General features: G+C 70.4%; 14 protein-coding genes. 6 read left to right on the forward strand and 8 right to left on the reverse strand.

What is annotated here, in order from left to right; genetic code table 11:
- Positions 1-115 precede the first annotated feature (115 nt).
- Complete coding sequence (locus DPQ23_RS07305) at positions 116-697, forward strand: hypothetical protein (RefSeq protein WP_112874040.1); 582 nt, start codon at positions 116-118, stop codon at positions 695-697.
- 44 nt (positions 698-741) lie between these two features.
- Positions 742-4,461, forward strand: coding sequence for a transcription-repair coupling factor (mfd, locus tag DPQ23_RS07310; RefSeq protein ID WP_240602545.1), 3,720 nt, complete (start codon positions 742-744; stop codon positions 4,459-4,461).
- A gap of 150 nt (positions 4,462-4,611) precedes the next feature.
- Here the strand turns inward: mfd and DPQ23_RS07315 are convergent, their stop codons facing one another.
- The 4 genes from DPQ23_RS07315 to hisA form a co-directional block, all read right to left on the reverse strand.
- On the reverse strand, positions 4,612-5,073 hold the full coding sequence (locus DPQ23_RS07315) for a hypothetical protein (RefSeq protein ID WP_240602547.1): 462 nt from the start codon (positions 5,071-5,073) through the stop codon (positions 4,612-4,614).
- Positions 5,070-6,716, reverse strand: coding sequence for a CTP synthase (locus DPQ23_RS07320; protein ID WP_112874041.1), 1,647 nt, complete (start codon positions 6,714-6,716; stop codon positions 5,070-5,072). Before DPQ23_RS07320 ends, DPQ23_RS07315 begins: the two co-directional genes overlap by 4 nt.
- A 148-nt stretch (positions 6,717-6,864) precedes the next feature.
- Positions 6,865-7,452, reverse strand: coding sequence for a preprotein translocase subunit SecG (gene secG / locus DPQ23_RS07325; protein ID WP_112874042.1), 588 nt, complete (start codon positions 7,450-7,452; stop codon positions 6,865-6,867).
- Positions 7,453-7,574: 122 nt separating this feature from the next.
- The gene (gene hisA / locus DPQ23_RS07330) at positions 7,575-8,291 is read right to left on the reverse strand and encodes a 1-(5-phosphoribosyl)-5-[(5-phosphoribosylamino)methylideneamino]imidazole-4-carboxamide isomerase (protein WP_112874043.1); all 717 of its coding nucleotides are present in this window, start codon (positions 8,289-8,291) and stop codon (positions 7,575-7,577) included.
- A gap of 167 nt (positions 8,292-8,458) precedes the next feature.
- Here hisA and DPQ23_RS07335 point away from each other — a divergent pair, with 167 nt between their 5' ends.
- Positions 8,459-8,845 carry a DUF2147 domain-containing protein gene (locus DPQ23_RS07335; RefSeq protein WP_112874044.1) on the forward strand — a complete coding sequence of 129 codons (387 nt, stop codon included), beginning with the start codon at positions 8,459-8,461 and terminating at the stop codon, positions 8,843-8,845.
- Between the two features lie 100 nt (positions 8,846-8,945).
- On the opposite strand, the gene edd is transcribed toward DPQ23_RS07335, so the two are convergent.
- Positions 8,946-10,748, reverse strand: a complete 1,803-nt coding sequence (gene edd, locus DPQ23_RS07340; RefSeq protein ID WP_112874045.1) for a phosphogluconate dehydratase — start codon at positions 10,746-10,748, stop codon at positions 8,946-8,948.
- A gap of 137 nt (positions 10,749-10,885) precedes the next feature.
- Here edd and DPQ23_RS07345 point away from each other — a divergent pair, with 137 nt between their 5' ends.
- Genes DPQ23_RS07345 through DPQ23_RS07355 form a run of 3 tightly spaced genes read left to right on the forward strand, consistent with a single transcriptional unit; the run spans position 10,886 to position 13,057 of the window.
- A complete protein-coding gene (locus DPQ23_RS07345; protein ID WP_112874046.1) occupies positions 10,886-12,178 on the forward strand; it encodes an adenylosuccinate synthase in 1,293 nt (430 codons plus the stop codon).
- 4 nt (positions 12,179-12,182) lie between these two features.
- Positions 12,183-12,398 carry a DUF2842 domain-containing protein gene (locus tag DPQ23_RS07350; protein ID WP_112874047.1) on the forward strand — a complete coding sequence of 72 codons (216 nt, stop codon included), beginning with the start codon at positions 12,183-12,185 and terminating at the stop codon, positions 12,396-12,398.
- On the forward strand, positions 12,395-13,057 hold the full coding sequence (locus tag DPQ23_RS07355; RefSeq protein ID WP_112874048.1) for a thiamine diphosphokinase: 663 nt from the start codon (positions 12,395-12,397) through the stop codon (positions 13,055-13,057). Before DPQ23_RS07350 ends, DPQ23_RS07355 begins: the two co-directional genes overlap by 4 nt.
- On the opposite strand, the gene DPQ23_RS07360 is transcribed toward DPQ23_RS07355, so the two are convergent.
- From DPQ23_RS07360 to DPQ23_RS07370, 3 genes are all read right to left on the reverse strand, one after another.
- Positions 13,044-13,973 (reverse strand): ABC transporter permease, encoded by a 930-nt coding sequence (locus DPQ23_RS07360; protein ID WP_112874121.1) that lies wholly within the window; start codon positions 13,971-13,973, stop codon positions 13,044-13,046. The two genes, DPQ23_RS07355 and DPQ23_RS07360, sit on opposite strands and share 14 nt — an antisense overlap.
- A 79-nt stretch (positions 13,974-14,052) precedes the next feature.
- The gene (locus DPQ23_RS07365; RefSeq protein WP_112874049.1) at positions 14,053-15,060 is read right to left on the reverse strand and encodes an ABC transporter permease; all 1,008 of its coding nucleotides are present in this window, start codon (positions 15,058-15,060) and stop codon (positions 14,053-14,055) included.
- A 64-nt stretch (positions 15,061-15,124) separates the two neighbouring features.
- Positions 15,125-16,825 carry a peptide ABC transporter substrate-binding protein gene (locus tag DPQ23_RS07370; RefSeq protein WP_112874050.1) on the reverse strand — a complete coding sequence of 567 codons (1,701 nt, stop codon included), beginning with the start codon at positions 16,823-16,825 and terminating at the stop codon, positions 15,125-15,127.
- Positions 16,826-16,841: the final 16 nt, after the last annotated feature.

The raw sequence follows: 16,841 nt of genomic DNA on the forward strand, positions 1-16,841 counted from the left end.
CGACGCCGCGCGGCGCGCGCGTGCCGGGCACGCAGATTGGCGGTTTCGCGATCGCTGCAGGGCCGGTAAGGTCGGCGTCCGAACAGGGCAGGCAGGGTGGCGGCAGGTGACGGGAATGGGTGGGGTGGTCGACATTCTGGGCGGCCGGTCCTTTGCCTCGCTGTGGTACTGGCTTGCGTTCAGCGTGGCCTGGACCTGGGTCGGACGAGGGGCGCTGGGCATTCCCACCGACCTGGTGCGCCGCATCCACGCCGCGGGCAGCAGGGCGGCCGGGGACGGACCCGCGCCCGGTCTGCGCGACGACGCGCTGCTGCTGCTGGACTGGCTGTCGCTGGTGACGCCCCGCTGGCAGGTCGGCGCGCGCGACGGCATGGTGCTAATCGCGGCCGCCGCGTTCGTGCTGTCGGCGCTGGCCGTGCTGGGGTTCGCCTATGGCCGCGAGACGGCGCAGGCCATGGTGCTGCTGCTGGGGCCGCTGGCGCTGGCGGGCGCGCTGCGCGTGCGCCTGGCCGCGCAGCTGCGCACGGTGCTGGCCGCGGCCGAGGCGGGCCGGCTGGCCCCCGATGCGGCGGCGGCGCAGGCGGGCGCGCGCATCGTCGCGCATCTGCGCACGGTCCGCGCGCTGTCGCTGGCCGCCGTGGCGCTGGCGGCGGTATGGGGCACGCTGTGGATGCTGCGCCATCCCAACGGACTATGAGGCAGGCGCTTGACTCCGCCCGCCCTCGCTTTACCTGACAGCCCATGTCCGAAACCCTGATCCTGTCCGGCGCGCCCGAGGGCCTGGACGCCGCCCTGATCGCGCGCGAGGCGGCACGCGGCGCGCCCGTCGTCCACATCGCCCGCGACGACCGCCGCATGGCCGCGATGCGGGCGGCGCTGTCGTTCTTTGCCCCGACCCTGACGGTGCTGGACCTGCCCGCGTGGGACACGACGCCCTATGACCGGGTGTCCCCCTCGGGCGAGATCATGGCGCAGCGCCTGCAGGTGCTGGCGGCGCTGGCCGCGGGCGCGATCCGGCCGCCGTTCGTGCTGCTGACCACGGTCAACGCCGCCGTCCAGCGCCTGCCCGCAGCCGGCACGGTGCGCGACGCCTCGTTCGTCGCCCGCAAGGGAGAGCGGCTGGACGAGGCGCAGCTGCGCGGTTTTCTGGTGCGGGTGGGCTTTGCCCAGTCGCCCACCGTGACCGAGCCGGGCGACTATGCGGTGCGGGGCGGGATCATCGACATCTATCCGCCCGGACCCGGCGGGCCGGTGCGGCTGGACCTGTTCGGCGACGTTCTGGACGGCATCCGCCGCTTCGACCCCGACAGCCAGCGCAGCCTGGCCGCGCTGGACCGGGTCGAGATCGCCCCCATGTCCGAGGTGATCCTGAACGACGACGCCATCGCCCGGTTTCGCCAGAACTATCGCGCCGAATACGGCGGCGGGGCCAGCGACCCCTTGTATGAATCGGTCAGCGCCGGCCAGAAGACCGCCGGCATGGAACACTGGCTGCCGTGGTTCCACGACCGGCTGGACAGCCTGTTCGATTATCTTCCGGGCGCCGCGGTGGTGCTGGACGACCATCTGGACCAGCACCGCGCGGCGCGCTGGCACACCGTCACCGAACAGTTCGACGCCCGGCGCGAGGCGCTGGGCCGCAAGGGGGGCGGCGACAGCGTCTATCGACCCGTGGCCCCGCAGGCGATGTTCGCGGACGAGGCGGAATGGACCGGCTGGCTGGCGCGGCACCGCGTCATCAGGCTGTCGGTTCTGGCGCAGCCGCCGGGGCCGGGGGTGCTGGACGCGGGCGGCCGCGTGGGCCGCAATTTCGCCCCCGAGCGGCAGGCCGAGAAGGCCGATCTGTTCGGCGCGCTGGCCGCCCATGTACGCGATCTTCAAAAGACCCGCCGCGTGGTCGTCGCAAGCTTTTCGGACGGCGCGCGGGAACGGCTGGCGGGGCTTCTGTCAGACGAGGGACTGACCGGGGTTCCCATCGACGACCTCCGTGCGCTGCCGGATGTCCAGGGCGCGCTGGGCCTCGCCGTCTGGCCGCTGGAAGAAGGCTTCGTGTCTGACGGGCAGGCCACCGGCCCGCTGGCGGTGATCTCGGAACAGGACGTGCTGGGCGACCGGCTGATCCGCGGGGCGAAAAAGCGGCGGCGGGCGCAGAACTTCCTCAAGGACACGCAAAGCCTGACGCCGGGCGACCTGGTGGTCCATGTCGAACACGGCATCGGCCGCTATACCGGGCTGGAAACCATCCGCGCGCTGGGCGTGCCGCATGACTGCGTGGCGCTGGAATACGCGGGCGGCGACCGGCTTTACCTGCCGGTCGAGAACATCGAGCTGCTGACCCGCTACGGGCACGAGGACGGGCTGCTCGACCGCCTGGGCGGCGGCGCCTGGCAGGCCCGCAAGGCGCGGCTCAAGGACCGCATCCGCCAGATCGCCGACCGCCTGATGCGGGTCGCCGCCGAACGGCTGCTGCGCAATGCCCCGGTGCTGGAGCCCGAGCACCACGAGTGGGAGGCCTTTGCCGCCCGCTTTCCCTATACCGAGACGGACGACCAGGCCGCCGCCATCGTGGACGTGGCCGAGGATCTGGCGGCCGGCCGCCCGATGGACCGCCTTGTCGTGGGCGACGTGGGCTTCGGCAAGACCGAGGTCGCCATGCGCGCGGCCTTCATCGCGGCCAGCCAGGGGATGCAGGTCGCCGTGGTCGCGCCCACGACGCTGCTCGCCCGCCAGCACTATCGCAGCTTTGCCGAACGCTTCCGCGGCACCGCCATCAACGTGCGGCCCTTGTCGCGCTTTGTCAGTGCCAAGGACGCAGCGGCGACCCGCGCGGGGCTGACGGACGGCAGCGTCGATATCGTCGTCGGCACCCATGCGGTGCTGGCGAAGGGGATCAAGTTCAAGACCCTCGGCCTGCTCATCATCGACGAGGAGCAGCATTTCGGCGTGGCTCACAAGGAACGGCTGAAGGAACTACGGTCCGACATCCACGTCCTGACCCTGACCGCGACGCCGATCCCGCGCACGCTGCAACTGTCGCTGACCGGGGTGCGGGACCTCTCGATCATCGGCACCCCGCCGGTAGACCGCCTCGCCATCCGCACCTATGTGTCCGAGTTCGACAGCGTCACCATCCGCGAGGCGCTGCTGCGCGAGAAATACCGCGGCGGGCAGAGCTTCTTCGTCGTCCCCCGCCTGTCGGACCTGCCCGAGGTCGAGGACTGGATGCGTGAGCACGTCCCCGAGGTCAGCACGATCGTCGCCCACGGCCAGCTTGCGGCGGGCGATCTCGACCAGCGGATGAACGCCTTTTACGACGGCAGCCACGACGTGCTGCTGGCGACCTCGATCGTCGAATCCGGCCTCGACATCCCGACCGCGAACACGATGATCGTCTGGCGCGCCGACATGTTCGGGCTGGCGCAGCTGTACCAGATCCGGGGCCGCGTGGGCCGGTCCAAGACCCGTGCCTATTGCTATCTGACCACCAGGCCGCGCGTGCCGCTGACGCCGCAGGCGATCCGGCGGCTGAAGTTCCTGGGCTCCATCGACTCGCTGGGGGCGGGGTTCAACCTTGCCTCTCAGGACCTGGACCTGCGCGGCGCCGGCAACCTGCTGGGCGAGGAGCAGTCGGGCCACATCAAGGAAGTCGGCTTCGAGCTTTACCAGCAGATGCTGGAGGAAACGATCGCCAAGCTGAAGTCGGGCGAGCTGGAAGGCACCCCCGACGACGAATGGGCGCCGCAGCTGAACCTGGGCGTGCCGGTGACGATCCCCGAAAGCTTCATCCCCGACCTGGACGTGCGGCTGGACCTGTATCGCCGCCTCGTGCAGCTGACCACCAAGGTCGAGCTGGAGGGCTTTGCCGCCGAGCTGATCGACCGTTTCGGCCCCCTGCCGCGCGAGGTGAACACGCTGCTGCTGGTCATCCGCATCAAGGCGATGGCCAAGCGCGCCAACATCGCCTCGCTGGTGGCGGGGCCCAAGGGCGCGACGATCCAGTTCCACATGGACAAGTTCCCGAACCCGGCCGGTCTGGTCGCCTTCCTGCACGAACAGAAGGGGGGCGCGCGGATCAGCGACAACAAGCTGGTCGTCACCCGCGCCTGGGCCACCGAGGCCGACCGCATCAAGGGCGCCTTTGCCGTGGCCAAGGACCTGGCGGCGCGGGCACGCGAGGGCGCAGACGCGTCGGGGCGGACGGCCGACAAGGGGACCGGCGGGCCGCGGCCGCAGCCCGCGACTGCGGCTGGCAAGGGCGGCGCGGCCGCGGCCAAGGCCGGCAAGGCCGGGGCAAAGGCCGCGGCGGCGGCCCCCGCCAGCCCGGCGCGCCGGTTCCAGAAAGCGGCCGAGACGGCCGCGGCCTCGACAAGCGGCGGCAAGGGCGCGACCCCGTCCGGCAAGGGCGATCGCGGGCCGGCTGGGCGGCCCACGGGCCGAAGCCGCTGGCCCGGCCGGGGTTAGCGCGGCGCGTTCATGCCGGACTGTCGGGTCCGGCCCGCTGGCGTCGGCCACACGGGACCGCGCCGTGCGCCGCCCGGGGCCCGTTCGTCACGCCCGCCTGGACGGACCGTCACCCGCGGCAGGCTGGACCGCGCGACCCTTGGGCCTGCGTCAATGAAAGAACCGCCCCGCGCAGGCCTGCGTCATGCCAAAGGCCATACCGCCCCCGGTGTCGGCCACCGTCCCGCACCACCGCCCGTCGCTGCCGAACAGCGACCTGGTGCCGCGCGCCGGGCGATACGCCACCCGGCGGCCGTTCAGGTCGAACAGGTTCAGCGTGCCGCCATTCGTCGTATAGTAGCCGACCGGCTCGTCGCCCACCCAGATCGCCCGTCCGCCGTCCGGCCCGTTGGCCGGGTTGTCGGGCGCGTTCGCGTGGACGCCCGACCCGTTGCCGGGTGCGGCGGACGAGTTGCCGGGCGCGGTGGGCAGGTTCGACCGGCGCGCAGGCCCGTTCGCAGGCGCCCCCGGCCCCAAATCGAACGGCAACTGCGATGGCTCGACGATGAACAGCGGCGCGTCGGCTGCCGCCGCCGTGGACAAAGCCAGCAGCAGGACGGCGGCGCGGATCACACCATCCGCTCCTGATCCTTCGCGGCGCGGACGAAATCGGCAAACAGCGGCGCGGGCGCGAAGGGCTTGGATTTCAGCTCGGGGTGCGACTGCACGCCGATGAACCACGGGTGGCCGGCGGCCTCGACGACCTCGGGCAGGCGGCCGTCCGGCGACATGCCGGAAAACACCAGCCCTGCCTGCTCAAGCTGCTCCCGATAGGCGGCATCGACCTCATAGCGGTGACGGTGGCGGTCCTCGATCTCGGTCGCGCCGCCGTAGACCTCGCTGACGCGCGAGCCGGGCTTGAGGATGGCGGTATAGGCGCCCAGGCGCATCGTGCCGCCCTTGTCGTCGCCGGGCTTGCGCTCGACCCGGTGGTTGCCCTGCACCCATTCCTTGAGGTGATAGACAACGGGGGTAAAGCGGCTGACGCCCGCCTCGTGGTCGAACTCCTCGGAGCCCGCGTCGGGGATGCCGGCCAGGTTGCGCGCGGCCTCGACCACGGCCATCTGCATTCCCAGGCAGATGCCCAGATAGGGCACGCCCTTCTCGCGCGCGTATTTCGCCGCGGCGACCATCCCCTCGGTCCCGCGCTCGCCGAAGCCGCCGGGCACCAGGATGCCGTGATAGCCGTCCAGCAGATGCTTGCCGCCCGGCGCCTCGATGTCCTCGGCGGCGATCCAGTCGGGGCGGACGCGGACGCGGTTGGCCATGCCGCCATGGGTCAGCGCCTCGGAAATGGATTTGTAGGCGTCTTCCAGCTGGGTGTATTTCCCGACGACCGCGATCCTGACCTCGCCCTCGGCGTTGGTCAGGCGGTCCATCACGTCCTCCCACTTGCGCAGGTCGGGCTTGGGCGCGGGGCTGATCTGGAAGGCGTCCAGAACGGCCCGGTCCAGGCCCGCGCGATGATAGGCCATCGGCGCCTCGTAGATCGACTTGAGGTCATAGGCCGGGATCACCGCGTCGGGCCGCACGTTGCAGAACAGCGCGATCTTGGCGCGTTCGCGGTCGGGGATCGGCTGTTCGGACCGGCAGACCAGTACGTCGGGCTGCAACCCGATCGAGCGCAGTTCCTTGACGGAATGTTGCGTGGGCTTGGTCTTCAGCTCGCCGCTGGCCGCCAGCCAGGGCAGCAGCGTCAGGTGCATGAAGATGCACTGTCCGCGCGGGCGGTCCTGGGCAAACTGGCGGATCGCCTCGAAGAAGGGCAGACCCTCGATGTCGCCGACGGTGCCGCCGATCTCGCACAGCATGAAATCGACCTCGTCGTCGCCGATGGCGATGAAGTCCTTGATCTCGTTGGTGACGTGCGGGATCACCTGGATGGTCTTGCCCAGGTATTCGCCGCGGCGTTCCTTCTCCAGCACGTTGGAATAGACGCGGCCCGCGCTGATGGAATCGGTGCGCCGCGCGCTGACCCCGGTGAAGCGTTCGTAATGGCCCAGGTCCAGGTCGGTTTCCGCGCCGTCGTCGGTGACGAAGACCTCACCGTGTTCAAAGGGCGACATCGTGCCCGGATCGACGTTCAGATAGGGGTCCAGCTTGCGCAGGCGCACGGTAAAGCCGCGGGCCTGCAACAGCGCCCCCAGCGCCGCCGAGGCCAGCCCCTTGCCAAGCGAGGACACGACGCCGCCGGTGATGAAGATGTAACGCGCCATGCGGTCCCCGTGATCGTTTGTGCAAATGCGGCAACGCGGCCCGGTCGACCGGCATCACGGGAGTCGGGATATAGCCGATTCTCCGCCAGCCCGCAACGGACCGCGATAATGGGTGTTCAGGGCGCGGGCGCGCCCAAGGTCTTGGAATTCAGTTGCCAGCCGGGGCGGGCGCGTTCAGCGGAACGGTCGTGGTGGTCGTCGTGCCCCCGCCGGTGGCGCGGCTTTCGGTCGCGGCCGGGGCAGGGTCGGCTGCGGGGGCCGGCACCGGATCTGCGGGCGGGACGTCGGCCGGCGCGGCGGGCGTGTCCGTGCCTGCGGCTGCCGGGGCGGTCGCTGCGGCCGGCGCAGGGGTGCCGGCCGCGCCCGGCGGCAGCACCGGTTGGCCCGGCGGCAGCACCGGCTGGCCGGCAGGCGGCGGCGGCGCATAGGCGGGCAGTTGCGGCAGGCCGGTCGCGGGGCCCTCGGTCGCGGGGGCGCCGCCGATGCGGTCCATCACCGACCCGCCGACGGCATCGCGCGCCGCGATCACGGTCAGCGCCAGCGAGGTGACGATGAACCCCGCCGCCAGCATCCATGTGGCCCGGCTGAGCGCGTTGGCAGCCTGGCGGCCGGTCATCACGCCGCTGCCACCGCCGCCGCCCAGGCCCAGCCCGCCGCCCTCGGACCGCTGCAGCAGGACCACGCCGATCAGCAGCACGGCGAGGATCAGATGCACGGTCAGAACGACGTTTTCCACGGGGTCGGGCCTTTCTCGCAGGACGCGCCTATCTAGTCACGGGCCAGGGGGATGGCAAGCTGATCGCGACCCCGGTCCGCGTATCCCCGCCGCCGCGTCGGGCAGGGGGGCAGGGGCGGCGGTCAGGCCAGCGCCCGCAGCGCCTGCGCCAGGTCGATCGCCCCGTCATACAGGGCGCGCCCCGAAATCGCCCCCGCGATCACGCCCGTGTCGCGCAGCGCCAGCAGGTCCGCCAGCGCCGCGACCCCGCCCGAGGCGATCACCGGGATCGTGACGGCGCGGGCCAGCGCCTCGGTCGCGGCGATGTTGGGGCCGCCCATGGCGCCGTCGCGGTCGATGTCGGTATAGATGATCGCGGCCACGCCCGCGTCCTGGAACCGGCGGGCCAGGTCGGTGGCGTCGATGTCGGTCGCCTCGGCCCAGCCGCGGGTGGCGACGCGGCCTGCGCGCGCGTCGATGCCGACGGCGATCCGGCCGGGATGGGCGGCCGCGGCCTCGGCCACCAGCGCCGGGTCCTCGACGGCGACGGTGCCCAGGATCACGCGCGCGATGCCGCGGTCCAGCCATGCGTCAATGGTGGCGCGGTCGCGGATGCCCCCGCCCAGCTGCACCGGGATCGTCACGGCGGACAGGATCGCCTGCACCGCCGGCGCGTTCACCGGGCGCCCGGCAAAGGCGCCGTTCAGGTCCACCAGGTGCAGCCATTGCGCGCCGGCATCCTGAAAGGCCCGCGCCTGCGCGGCGGGATCGGTGCCGAACACCGTCGCCGCGTCCATGTCGCCGCGCAGCAGCCGGACGCAGGCCCCGTCCTTGAGGTCGATGGCGGGATAGAGGATCATCGCGGCAACTCCGTTCCTGGAACCTGCGCGGCGCCATGCCACAGCCGCGGGCGGGGCGAAAGTGCGCCCGCGCCGACCTGCGCCACCCGGACGCGACCCCACGTCATCCTTGCGTGGATCGCCCGCCCGCGCCCTGATGCGCGGCAGGGAGATCAGGGAGGACACCCATGAAGACAGTTGCGCTGGCCGCCGCGTTCGCGCTGGCCGCCACGGCGGCCCTTGCCGCCGACCCGATCGAGGGCACCTGGCAGACGCAGGCCGACGAGGGCGCGTTTGCCTTTGTCGCCATCAAGCCGTGTGGCCCCGCGTTCTGCGGCACCATCGTCAAGACCTTCAAGGGCCGGGACGAATACAAGTCGCCGAACCTGGGCAAGCAGATCGTGACCGGCATGACCCCGGACGGCAACGGCGGCTACAAGGGCAAGGTGCTGCGGCCCGCCGACAACAAGGTCTATAACGGCAAGGCCGCGGTCAGCGGCACGACCATGAAGCTGTCGGGCTGCGTCGCGGGCGGGCTGATCTGCAAGTCGCAGACATGGGCCAGGGTGAACTGACGCGCTGATCGCGCCGGGACCGGGGCGCTGCCCCGGAACGACGTGTGGTTCGGGACCGGCTGGCGCTGGCGCGGCGCCGAGACGCTGGGCGCACCCCGCCCTAGACGACGAGGCCGGCGCCCTGGTCCACGGGGGCGGCGTGGGCGCGAAAGGCCGCGAACAGTTCGCGCCCCATGCCCTCGGCGCTGGGGGCCGGGTCGTGGGGGATCGGCGCGCGGTCCGCAAAGTCGGGCTCCAGGCAGTCCAGCGTGCCCGCCACCGCGTCCAGCCGCACACGGTCGCCGTCGCGCAGGCGCGCCAGCGGGCCGCCCGTCGCGGCCTCGGGGCTGGCATGGATGGCGGCGGGCACCTTGCCCGACGCGCCCGACATCCGGCCGTCCGTGACCAGCGCGACGCGCAGGCCGCGGTCCAGCAGCACGGCCAGCGTGGGCGTCAACGAATGCAGCTCGGGCATGCCGTTCGCGCGGGGACCCTGGAAGCGCACCACGACGATGGTGTCCTGCGTGAACTGGCCGGCCTTGAACGCGGCCCTGACCTGATCCTGATCGTCAAAGATGCGGGCCGGCGCCTCGATCACGTGCAGGTCGGGCTTGACGGCCGAGACCTTGATGACGGCGCGGCCCAGGTTGCCCGACAGCATGTTCAGCCCCCCGGTCGCCGCAAAGGGATCGCGTGCCGGTCGCAGGATGCGGTCGTTCAGGCTGTCGCGCGGGCCCGGAACCCAGGCCAGCCCCGCATCCGTCAGCCGCGGCTCGGCCGTATAAAGCGACAGCCCGTCGCCCGCGACCGTTCGCACGTCCTCGTGCAGCAGGCCCGCCTCCAGCAACTGGCCGATCAGGAAGCCGAGCCCGCCCGCGGCGTGGAAGTGGTTCACGTCCGCCAGACCGTTCGGATAGACCCGCGCCAGCAGCGGCACCGCCTGGCTGAGGTCGTGGACATCCTGCAGGTCCAGGATCACGCCCGCTGCGCGCGCCATCGCGGGCAGGTGGATCACCAGGTTCGTCGATCCGCCGGTCGCCATCAGCCCGACCAGCCCGTTGACGAAGGCACGCTCGTCCAGGATCGCGCTGACCGGCCGCCAGTCGTTGCCCAGCCGCGTGATCTGCGCCGCGCGGGTGACGCCCGCGACGGTCAGCGCCTCGCGCAGCGGCGTGTCGGGATTGATGAAGCTGGCGCCCGGCAGGTGAAGGCCCATGAATTCCATCAGCATCTGGTTGCTGTTGGCGGTGCCGTAGAACGTGCAGGTCCCCGGCGAATGATAGGACGCCATCTCGGCCGCCATCAGCGCCTCGCGCCCGATCTTTCCGGCGGCAAAGTCCTGGCGGACGCGGGCCTTTTCGTCGTTGGGCAGGCCCGAGGGCATCGGCCCGCCCGGCAGGAACACGGCCGGCACATGGCCGAAGGTGGCGGCCGCGATGACCAGCCCCGGCACGATCTTGTCGCAGATGCCCAGCCAGACGGCCGCGTCGAAGACATCGTGCGACAGGGCCACGCCCGCCGCCAGCGCAATGACGTCGCGGGAAAACAGCGACAGTTCCATCCCGGCGCGGCCTTGGGTGACGCCGTCGCACATGGCGGGGACGCCGCCCGCGACCTGGGCCGTGGCCCCGGCCGCATGGGCGGCGCGGCGGATCAGGTCGGGATAATGTTCATACGGGCGGTGGGCCGACAGCATGTCGTTGTAGGCGGTGACGATCCCGATGTTGGGCTTGTTCGTCCCTGCCAGATCGGCCTTGTCGTCCATCGCGGCATAGGCATGCGCCTGGTTGCCGCACGACAGATGCGCGCGGCGCGGCCCCTCGCGCGCCGCGCGGGCGATCTTGTCCAGATAGGCCGCGCGCGTTTGGGCCGACCGCGCGCGGATGCGGTCGGTGACGCGATCGATGACGGGATGCAGGGTCATGGCGGTCTTTCGCGGCTATTGCCCACAAATAGGACGTTAGCGTTAACGGCGCAACCGCCCGGCCGTCGGGCGCGCAAGCGGCTTTCAACCGCGGGCGGGCGGGGCTATACCCCGCCCGATCGGACAGGGGACCAGGCATGGCGAACGTGGTGGTGGTCGGCGCCCAGTGGGGCGACGAGGGCAAGGGCAAGATCGTCGATTGGCTGAGCGAGCGCGCCGACGTGATCGCCCGGTTCCAGGGGGGCCACAACGCCGGGCACACGCTGGTCATCGGCGGAAAGGTGTTCAAGCTGTCGCTGCTGCCCTCGGGGATCGTGCGGACGGGCAAGCTGGCGGTGATCGGCAACGGCGTCGTGCTGGACCCTTGGGCGCTGTTTTCGGAAATCGACAAGCTGGCCGGGCAGGGGGTCGAGATCGGCACCCACAACCTGATGATCGCGGAAAACACGCCGCTGATCCTGCCGCTGCACCAGGACCTCGACAAGCTGCGCGAGGAGGCCGCGGGCGCTGCCAAGATCGGCACCACCGGCCGCGGCATCGGACCCGCGTACGAGGACAAGGTCGGCCGCCGGGTGATCCGCGTCGCGGACCTGGGCGACGAGGAGACGCTGGACAGCCGGCTGGACCGGCTGCTGGCGCATCACGACCCGCTGCGCCAGGGGCTGGGGGCCGACCCGATCGACCGCGCCGACCTCAAGGCGCGGCTGATGGCGATCGCGCCCAAGCTGCTGCCCTATGCCCAGCCGGTCTGGCGGATCATGGCCGACGCCCGCAAGGCGGGCAAGCGCATCCTGTTCGAGGGGGCGCAGGGCTCGCTGCTGGACATCGACTTCGGCACCTATCCGTTCGTCACCTCGTCCACCACCATGTCGGGAATGGCCGCCACCGGCACCGGCATGGGGCCGGGGGCCATCGGCTATGTGCTGGGCATCGTCAAGGCCTACACGACGCGCGTGGGGTCGGGCCCCTTTCCGACCGAGCTGACCGACGGCATCGGCCAGCGGCTGGGCGAGCGCGGGCATGAATTCGGCACCGTGACCGGGCGCAAGCGCCGCTGCGGCTGGTTCGACGCGGCGCTGGTGCGCCAGACCTGCGCCATTTCCGGGGTGAACGGAATCGCGCTGACCAAGCTGGACGTCCTGGACGGATTCGAGACGCTGAAGATCTGCACCGGCTATACGGTGGACGGGCAGCATTACGATTACCTGCCGACCGCCGCCGCGCTGCAGGCCCGCGCCGTTCCCGTCTTCGAAGAGATCGAGGGCTGGACCGAGTCGACCGAAGGGGCGCGGTCCTGGGCCGACCTGCCGGCCGCGGCCATCAAGTACGTCCGCCGCATCGAGGAGCTGATCGAGTGCCCGGTCGCCCTGCTGTCCACCAGCCCGGAACGCGAGGACACGATCCTTGTCCGCGATCCGTTCGCGGACTGACGCCATGGACCTGAAAGCCCGCAAGCGCTGGTCGCTGGTGCTGCTGCTGGTCTGGCTGCCGATCTGGGTCGTGATCGCGGTCAGCCTGATGAACTGGCTGGACGCCCGGTTCGGCCGGATGCCGATCTGGGCCGAGGTGCCGGTCTATTTCGGGCTGGCGATCGTCTGGGCGCTGCCGTTCCGGCGGGTGTTCCGCGGCGTCGGCCGCGGCGAGGAATGACGCCGGTCCTGCGGGCGACGCAGGGGGTCACGCTGATCGGCGGGGGCACGGTCGCGCCGGGCGACGCAACGCTGGCGCTGGCGCGCGCGCCGGTGGTGATGGCTGCCGACGGGGGCGCGGCCGCCGCGCTGGCGCTGGGGCTGATGCCCGCGGCGGTGGCGGGCGACATGGATTCGCTGCCCGAGGGGGCGCAGGCGGCAATCCCGCCCCGCCGGGTGCATCGCATCGCCGATCAGGTCACGACCGATTTCGAGAAATGCCTGGCGCGGCTGGACGCCCCCTTCGTGATCGCCATCGGCTTTGCCGGCAGCCGCACCGATCACCTGCTGGCCACGCTGAACGTGCTGGTGCGGCTGCGGGTGCCGCCCTGCCTGTTGCTGGCCGGGGGCGACGTGATCTTTGCGGTGCCCGACCGGCTGGCGCTGGACGTGCCGGCGGGCACGCGGCTGTCGCTGTTTCCGCTGGGGCGGGTGACGGGCACCAGCCGCGGCCTGCGCTGGCCGCTGGACGGGCTGGTGCTGGACCCTGCCGGACAGGTGGGCACATCGAACCAGGCGACGGGACCCGTCGCGCTGGCGCTGGACGGTCCTTGCCTTGTGATCCTGCCCCGCGCGGGGCTGGATGCGGCGATGAAGGGGCTGGGCCTCAGCGCCCCCTGATCCGCGGGTCCATCGCGTCGCGCAGCCCGTCGCCGATATAGTTGACCGTCAGCACCGTCAGCGAGATCAGCGCCCCGGGCAGGATCACCCGTGACGGATACATCTGCATCTGCGGGATGGCGTCGTAGAGCAGCCGCCCCCAGGTCGGGAAATCGGGTGGGAACCCCAACCCCAGGAACGACAGCGCGGATTCCGTGATGATCGCGGTCGCGATTCCCAGCGTCGCCGCCACCATGATCGGCGACAGCACGTTGGGCAGGATGTGGCGCATCACCATGCGCGTGTTCGGCGTGCCGATGGACCGCGCGGCCAGGATGAACTCGCGTTCCTTCAGGCCCAGCACGTCGCCGCGCACGATCCGCGCCGCCTGCATCCAGCTGGTCGCGCCGATGGCCGTCACGATCAGCAGGAAGGTGCCCGTGCCGGTGCCCAGCGACTGCGACAGCGGCTCGCGGAACAGCGTCACCATCAGCAGCAGCAGGGGCAGCAGCGGCAGGGCCAGGAACAGCTCGGTCAGCCGGCTGAGTGGCGCGTCCAGCCGCCGGAAATACCCGGCCAGGATGCCGATCAGGCTGCCCAGCGTCACGGCGATGATCATCGCCGTCAGGCCCACGGCGATGGACACCCGCCCCCCGGCCATCAACCGCGCCAGCATGTCGCGGCCCAGCTGGTCGGTGCCCAGCGGATGCGCCGCCGACAGCCCCTGGTTGCGGGCGCGGATGTTCACGAACGTGGCGTCCACCGTCCACAGATACGGGCCCACGGTCACGAACAGGATGATCAGGACGAACAGCACCAGCGCCACCATCGCGCCGCGATGATGGCTGAACTGGCGCCACACGTCCGCCCACTGGCTGCGCGTCGCGGGCGTCTCGTTCAGCGGCGCGGCGACGACGGGGCTGTCGGGGGGCAGCATCTCGGCCCCGGGCGCGGCGGCGTTCGACGCGGTCTCGCGGATCAGCTGCGCGCGGTTCCGGGCGGGGTCGGTCGCGGGGTCAGTCATAGCGGATCCGGGGGTCAAGGACGCCATAGAGCAGGTCGGCGATCAGGGTGAAGACCACGATCAGGATGGCAAAGATGAAGGTCAGCGTCAGCACCATCGGAATGTCGTTGGCGTGGATGGCCGAGATCAGCAGCTGCCCCAGCCCGTTCACCTGGAACACCTGTTCCGTGATGATGGCGCCGCCGAACACGGCCGGCAGGCCCAGCGCGATTACCGTGACGACCGGGATCAGACTGTTGCGCAGCACGTGTTTCAGCACCACGGTCTTTTCGGTCAGCCCCTTGGCGCGGGCGGTGCGGACATAGTCCTGCCGCAGGTTGTCCAGCATCGACGCCCGCATGAAGCGCGAGATCTGCGCCGCGTTGTACAGCGCCAGCACCGTCACGGGCATCACCATCTGGCGCGCCTGTGCCTTGAAGCTGGCCCAGTCCGTCACCCGCAGCGTGGTGTCGTAGACCGAGGGGAACCAGCCCAGGTTCACGGCGAACACGATGATCAGCACGACCCCGGTGAAGAAGGTGGGCATCGAAAAGCCCACCATCGACACGAAGGTGCCCAGCTGGTCGAACCACGAATACTGCTTGTAGGCCGAGACGATCCCGATCGGGATCGCGATCAGTACCCCGATCAGATAGCTGAACCCCACGACGATCAGCGTCTGCGGGATGCGCTGCGCGATCACGTCGAACACCGGGCTGCGCGACTGAAAGCTGATGATGCGCTGCTGCCCCGCCACGACCGAGGTGCCGAACGCCTGGTCGAACCAGTGCATCGGTTCCACCCAGAAGAACTGTTTCAGCCACAGCACATAGCGGATGTACCAGGCCTGCCCCAGCCCCAGCGCCTCGCGCATCTTTTCCTTGACGTCCGGCGGCACGGTCATCGGCACGTCGCCCAGCGGATCGCCCGGCGACAGTTCCAGCAGCAGGAAGATCACCAGCGAGATGAACAGCAGGGTGGGGATGGCCAGCAGCAGCCGGCGCAAGGCATAGGTCAGCATCGGTGTGCGTCCCGGATGGGGGCCCGCCCCGGCGCTGGGCCGGAACGGGCGGGATCAGGTCAGGTCACTTCACCCGGAACCAGTCCGAGGCGTTCCACAGCTCGGTGTCCCAAGTGTTCAGCACCACGCCGCCCAGCGCGTTGGAATGGGCCGAAAAGCGGGCGCGCGAGATCAGCGGCACGACGGTGTTGGACTCGACCGTCAGCATGTTGTTCATCTTCTTGGCCAGTTCGCCGCGCTTGGCCATGTCGGCGGTCTTGCCCATCTCGACGACCAGCGCGTCATAGGCGGGGTCGCAGTAGCGGTTGACGTTTTCGCCCTGCCACTGCGTCTCGGGGCGGGGGGCCTTGTCGCAAGTGTACTGCGCCAGATAGGGCTCGGGGTCGGTGCCGTCGAAGTTGTTGGCGTACATCTCGACGTCGGCATAGAATTTTTGCAGCGTGTCGGGCGAGCCTGCATCGCCGCCGAAGAAGACCGATCCGTCGATCGTCTTCAGCTCGGTCTCGACGCCGATCTCGGACCACCACTGCTTGATGATCGACTGGAACTCCTGCCGCACCGGATTGACCGAGCTTTGGAACAGCAGCCGCAGGGGACGGCCGTCCTTTTCGCGGATGCCGTTGCCGCCGACGGTCCAGCCCGCCTCGTCCAGCAGCGTCTTCGCGCCCTCGATGTCCTGGGTCAGGCAGCTGGTGTTGTTGGCGGCGAACTGTTCGGGCGCCGGCACCAGGTCGCAGGTGGCCTTGCCCGCGTCGCCATAGCCGATGTCGTTCAGCGCGACGCGGTCGATGGCCATCGACAGCGCGGCGCGGACCTTGGGGTCCGACAGGATCGGGTGCGGGTGCTTGGCCGTGGCGCGTTCGTCGGGCGGCAGGTCCGGCGACGGATCGGTCATGTTCATCTCGATCCGCTCGACCAGCGTGCCATAGGCCGACACGAAGACGCCCTTGCCGGCGGCCTTCATCTGCTCTTGCACCTCGGGCGAGACCTGGGTGTTCCAGGCATAGTCGAACTCGCCGGTTTCCATCACGGCGCGGGTGGCCGCCGTCGCGTCGCCGCCGCCCTTGACCATGGCGGTGGCGAAGGCGGGCTTGGCCGGGTCGCGGTATTCGGGATTGGCCTCGAGCATCACGACGTCGTTCGTCTTGAAGTCCGTGACGCGGAACGGCCCGGTGCCGATGGGACGGAAGTTCTGGTCCGTGCAGGTCGAGGCGGCCGGCCCCAGGCAGTTGGCGAACTGCGCCTTTTGCAGGATCGGCGAGGTCGCGCCCACAAAGGCCATGAACGGGTTGGGCTTGGGCTCGTTGAACGTGACCCTGACGGTCAGCGGGTCCACGACCTCGACACTCTTGATGCCCTCATAGCGGGCAAGCTGGGCGCAGCCCCCCTCGGGGTGCATGCAGTAATCGGCGGTGAACTTGACGTCCTCGGCGGTAAAGGGGGTGCCGTCGGACCATTTCAGGTCGGGGGTGATCTTCCAGGTGATCGTGGTCATGTCCTGGGAAATGCCGCCGTTCTCGATCGACGGGATCTCGGACACCAGGCGGGGGATCACGTTGCCCTTCTCGTCGAACCCGGCCAGAGGCTCCAGCACCAGGCTGCCCACCTCGACGTCCTTGGTGCCCGACGACAGATATGCGTTCATCGTGGACACGGCCTGCGAATACAGGATGTTCACCTGCCCGTCGCTGCCGCGTTCGGCCTGTGCGGCGCTGGCCAGCGCGATCGTCGCGGCGGCGCCCATCATCAGGGTCTTGAGCTTCATCGAAGTCTCCCGGTTG

The organism is Paracoccus endophyticus (genome assembly GCF_003286075.1).
In the GTDB taxonomy this organism is placed as follows: Bacteria; Pseudomonadota; Alphaproteobacteria; order Rhodobacterales; family Rhodobacteraceae; genus Paracoccus; species Paracoccus endophyticus.

What these genes read in the sequence shown, in the direction of transcription:
- DPQ23_RS07305 (WP_112874040.1), top strand. Translation starts at nt 116, where the DNA reads ATGGGTGGGGTGGTCGACATTCTGGGCGGCCGGTCCTTTGCCTCGCTG.
- mfd (WP_240602545.1), top strand. Translation starts at nt 742, where the DNA reads ATGTCCGAAACCCTGATCCTGTCCGGCGCGCCCGAGGGCCTGGACGCC.
- DPQ23_RS07320 (WP_112874041.1), bottom strand. Translation starts at nt 6,716, where the DNA reads ATGGCGCGTTACATCTTCATCACCGGCGGCGTCGTGTCCTCGCTTGGC.
- hisA (WP_112874043.1), bottom strand. Translation starts at nt 8,291, where the DNA reads ATGATCCTCTATCCCGCCATCGACCTCAAGGACGGGGCCTGCGTCCGG.
- DPQ23_RS07335 (WP_112874044.1), top strand. Translation starts at nt 8,459, where the DNA reads ATGAAGACAGTTGCGCTGGCCGCCGCGTTCGCGCTGGCCGCCACGGCG.
- edd (WP_112874045.1), bottom strand. Translation starts at nt 10,748, where the DNA reads ATGACCCTGCATCCCGTCATCGATCGCGTCACCGACCGCATCCGCGCG.
- DPQ23_RS07345 (WP_112874046.1), top strand. Translation starts at nt 10,886, where the DNA reads ATGGCGAACGTGGTGGTGGTCGGCGCCCAGTGGGGCGACGAGGGCAAG.
- DPQ23_RS07350 (WP_112874047.1), top strand. Translation starts at nt 12,183, where the DNA reads ATGGACCTGAAAGCCCGCAAGCGCTGGTCGCTGGTGCTGCTGCTGGTC.
- DPQ23_RS07355 (WP_112874048.1), top strand. Translation starts at nt 12,395, where the DNA reads ATGACGCCGGTCCTGCGGGCGACGCAGGGGGTCACGCTGATCGGCGGG.
- DPQ23_RS07360 (WP_112874121.1), bottom strand. Translation starts at nt 13,973, where the DNA reads ATGCTGCCCCCCGACAGCCCCGTCGTCGCCGCGCCGCTGAACGAGACG.
- DPQ23_RS07365 (WP_112874049.1), bottom strand. Translation starts at nt 15,060, where the DNA reads ATGCTGACCTATGCCTTGCGCCGGCTGCTGCTGGCCATCCCCACCCTG.
- DPQ23_RS07370 (WP_112874050.1), bottom strand. Translation starts at nt 16,825, where the DNA reads ATGAAGCTCAAGACCCTGATGATGGGCGCCGCCGCGACGATCGCGCTG.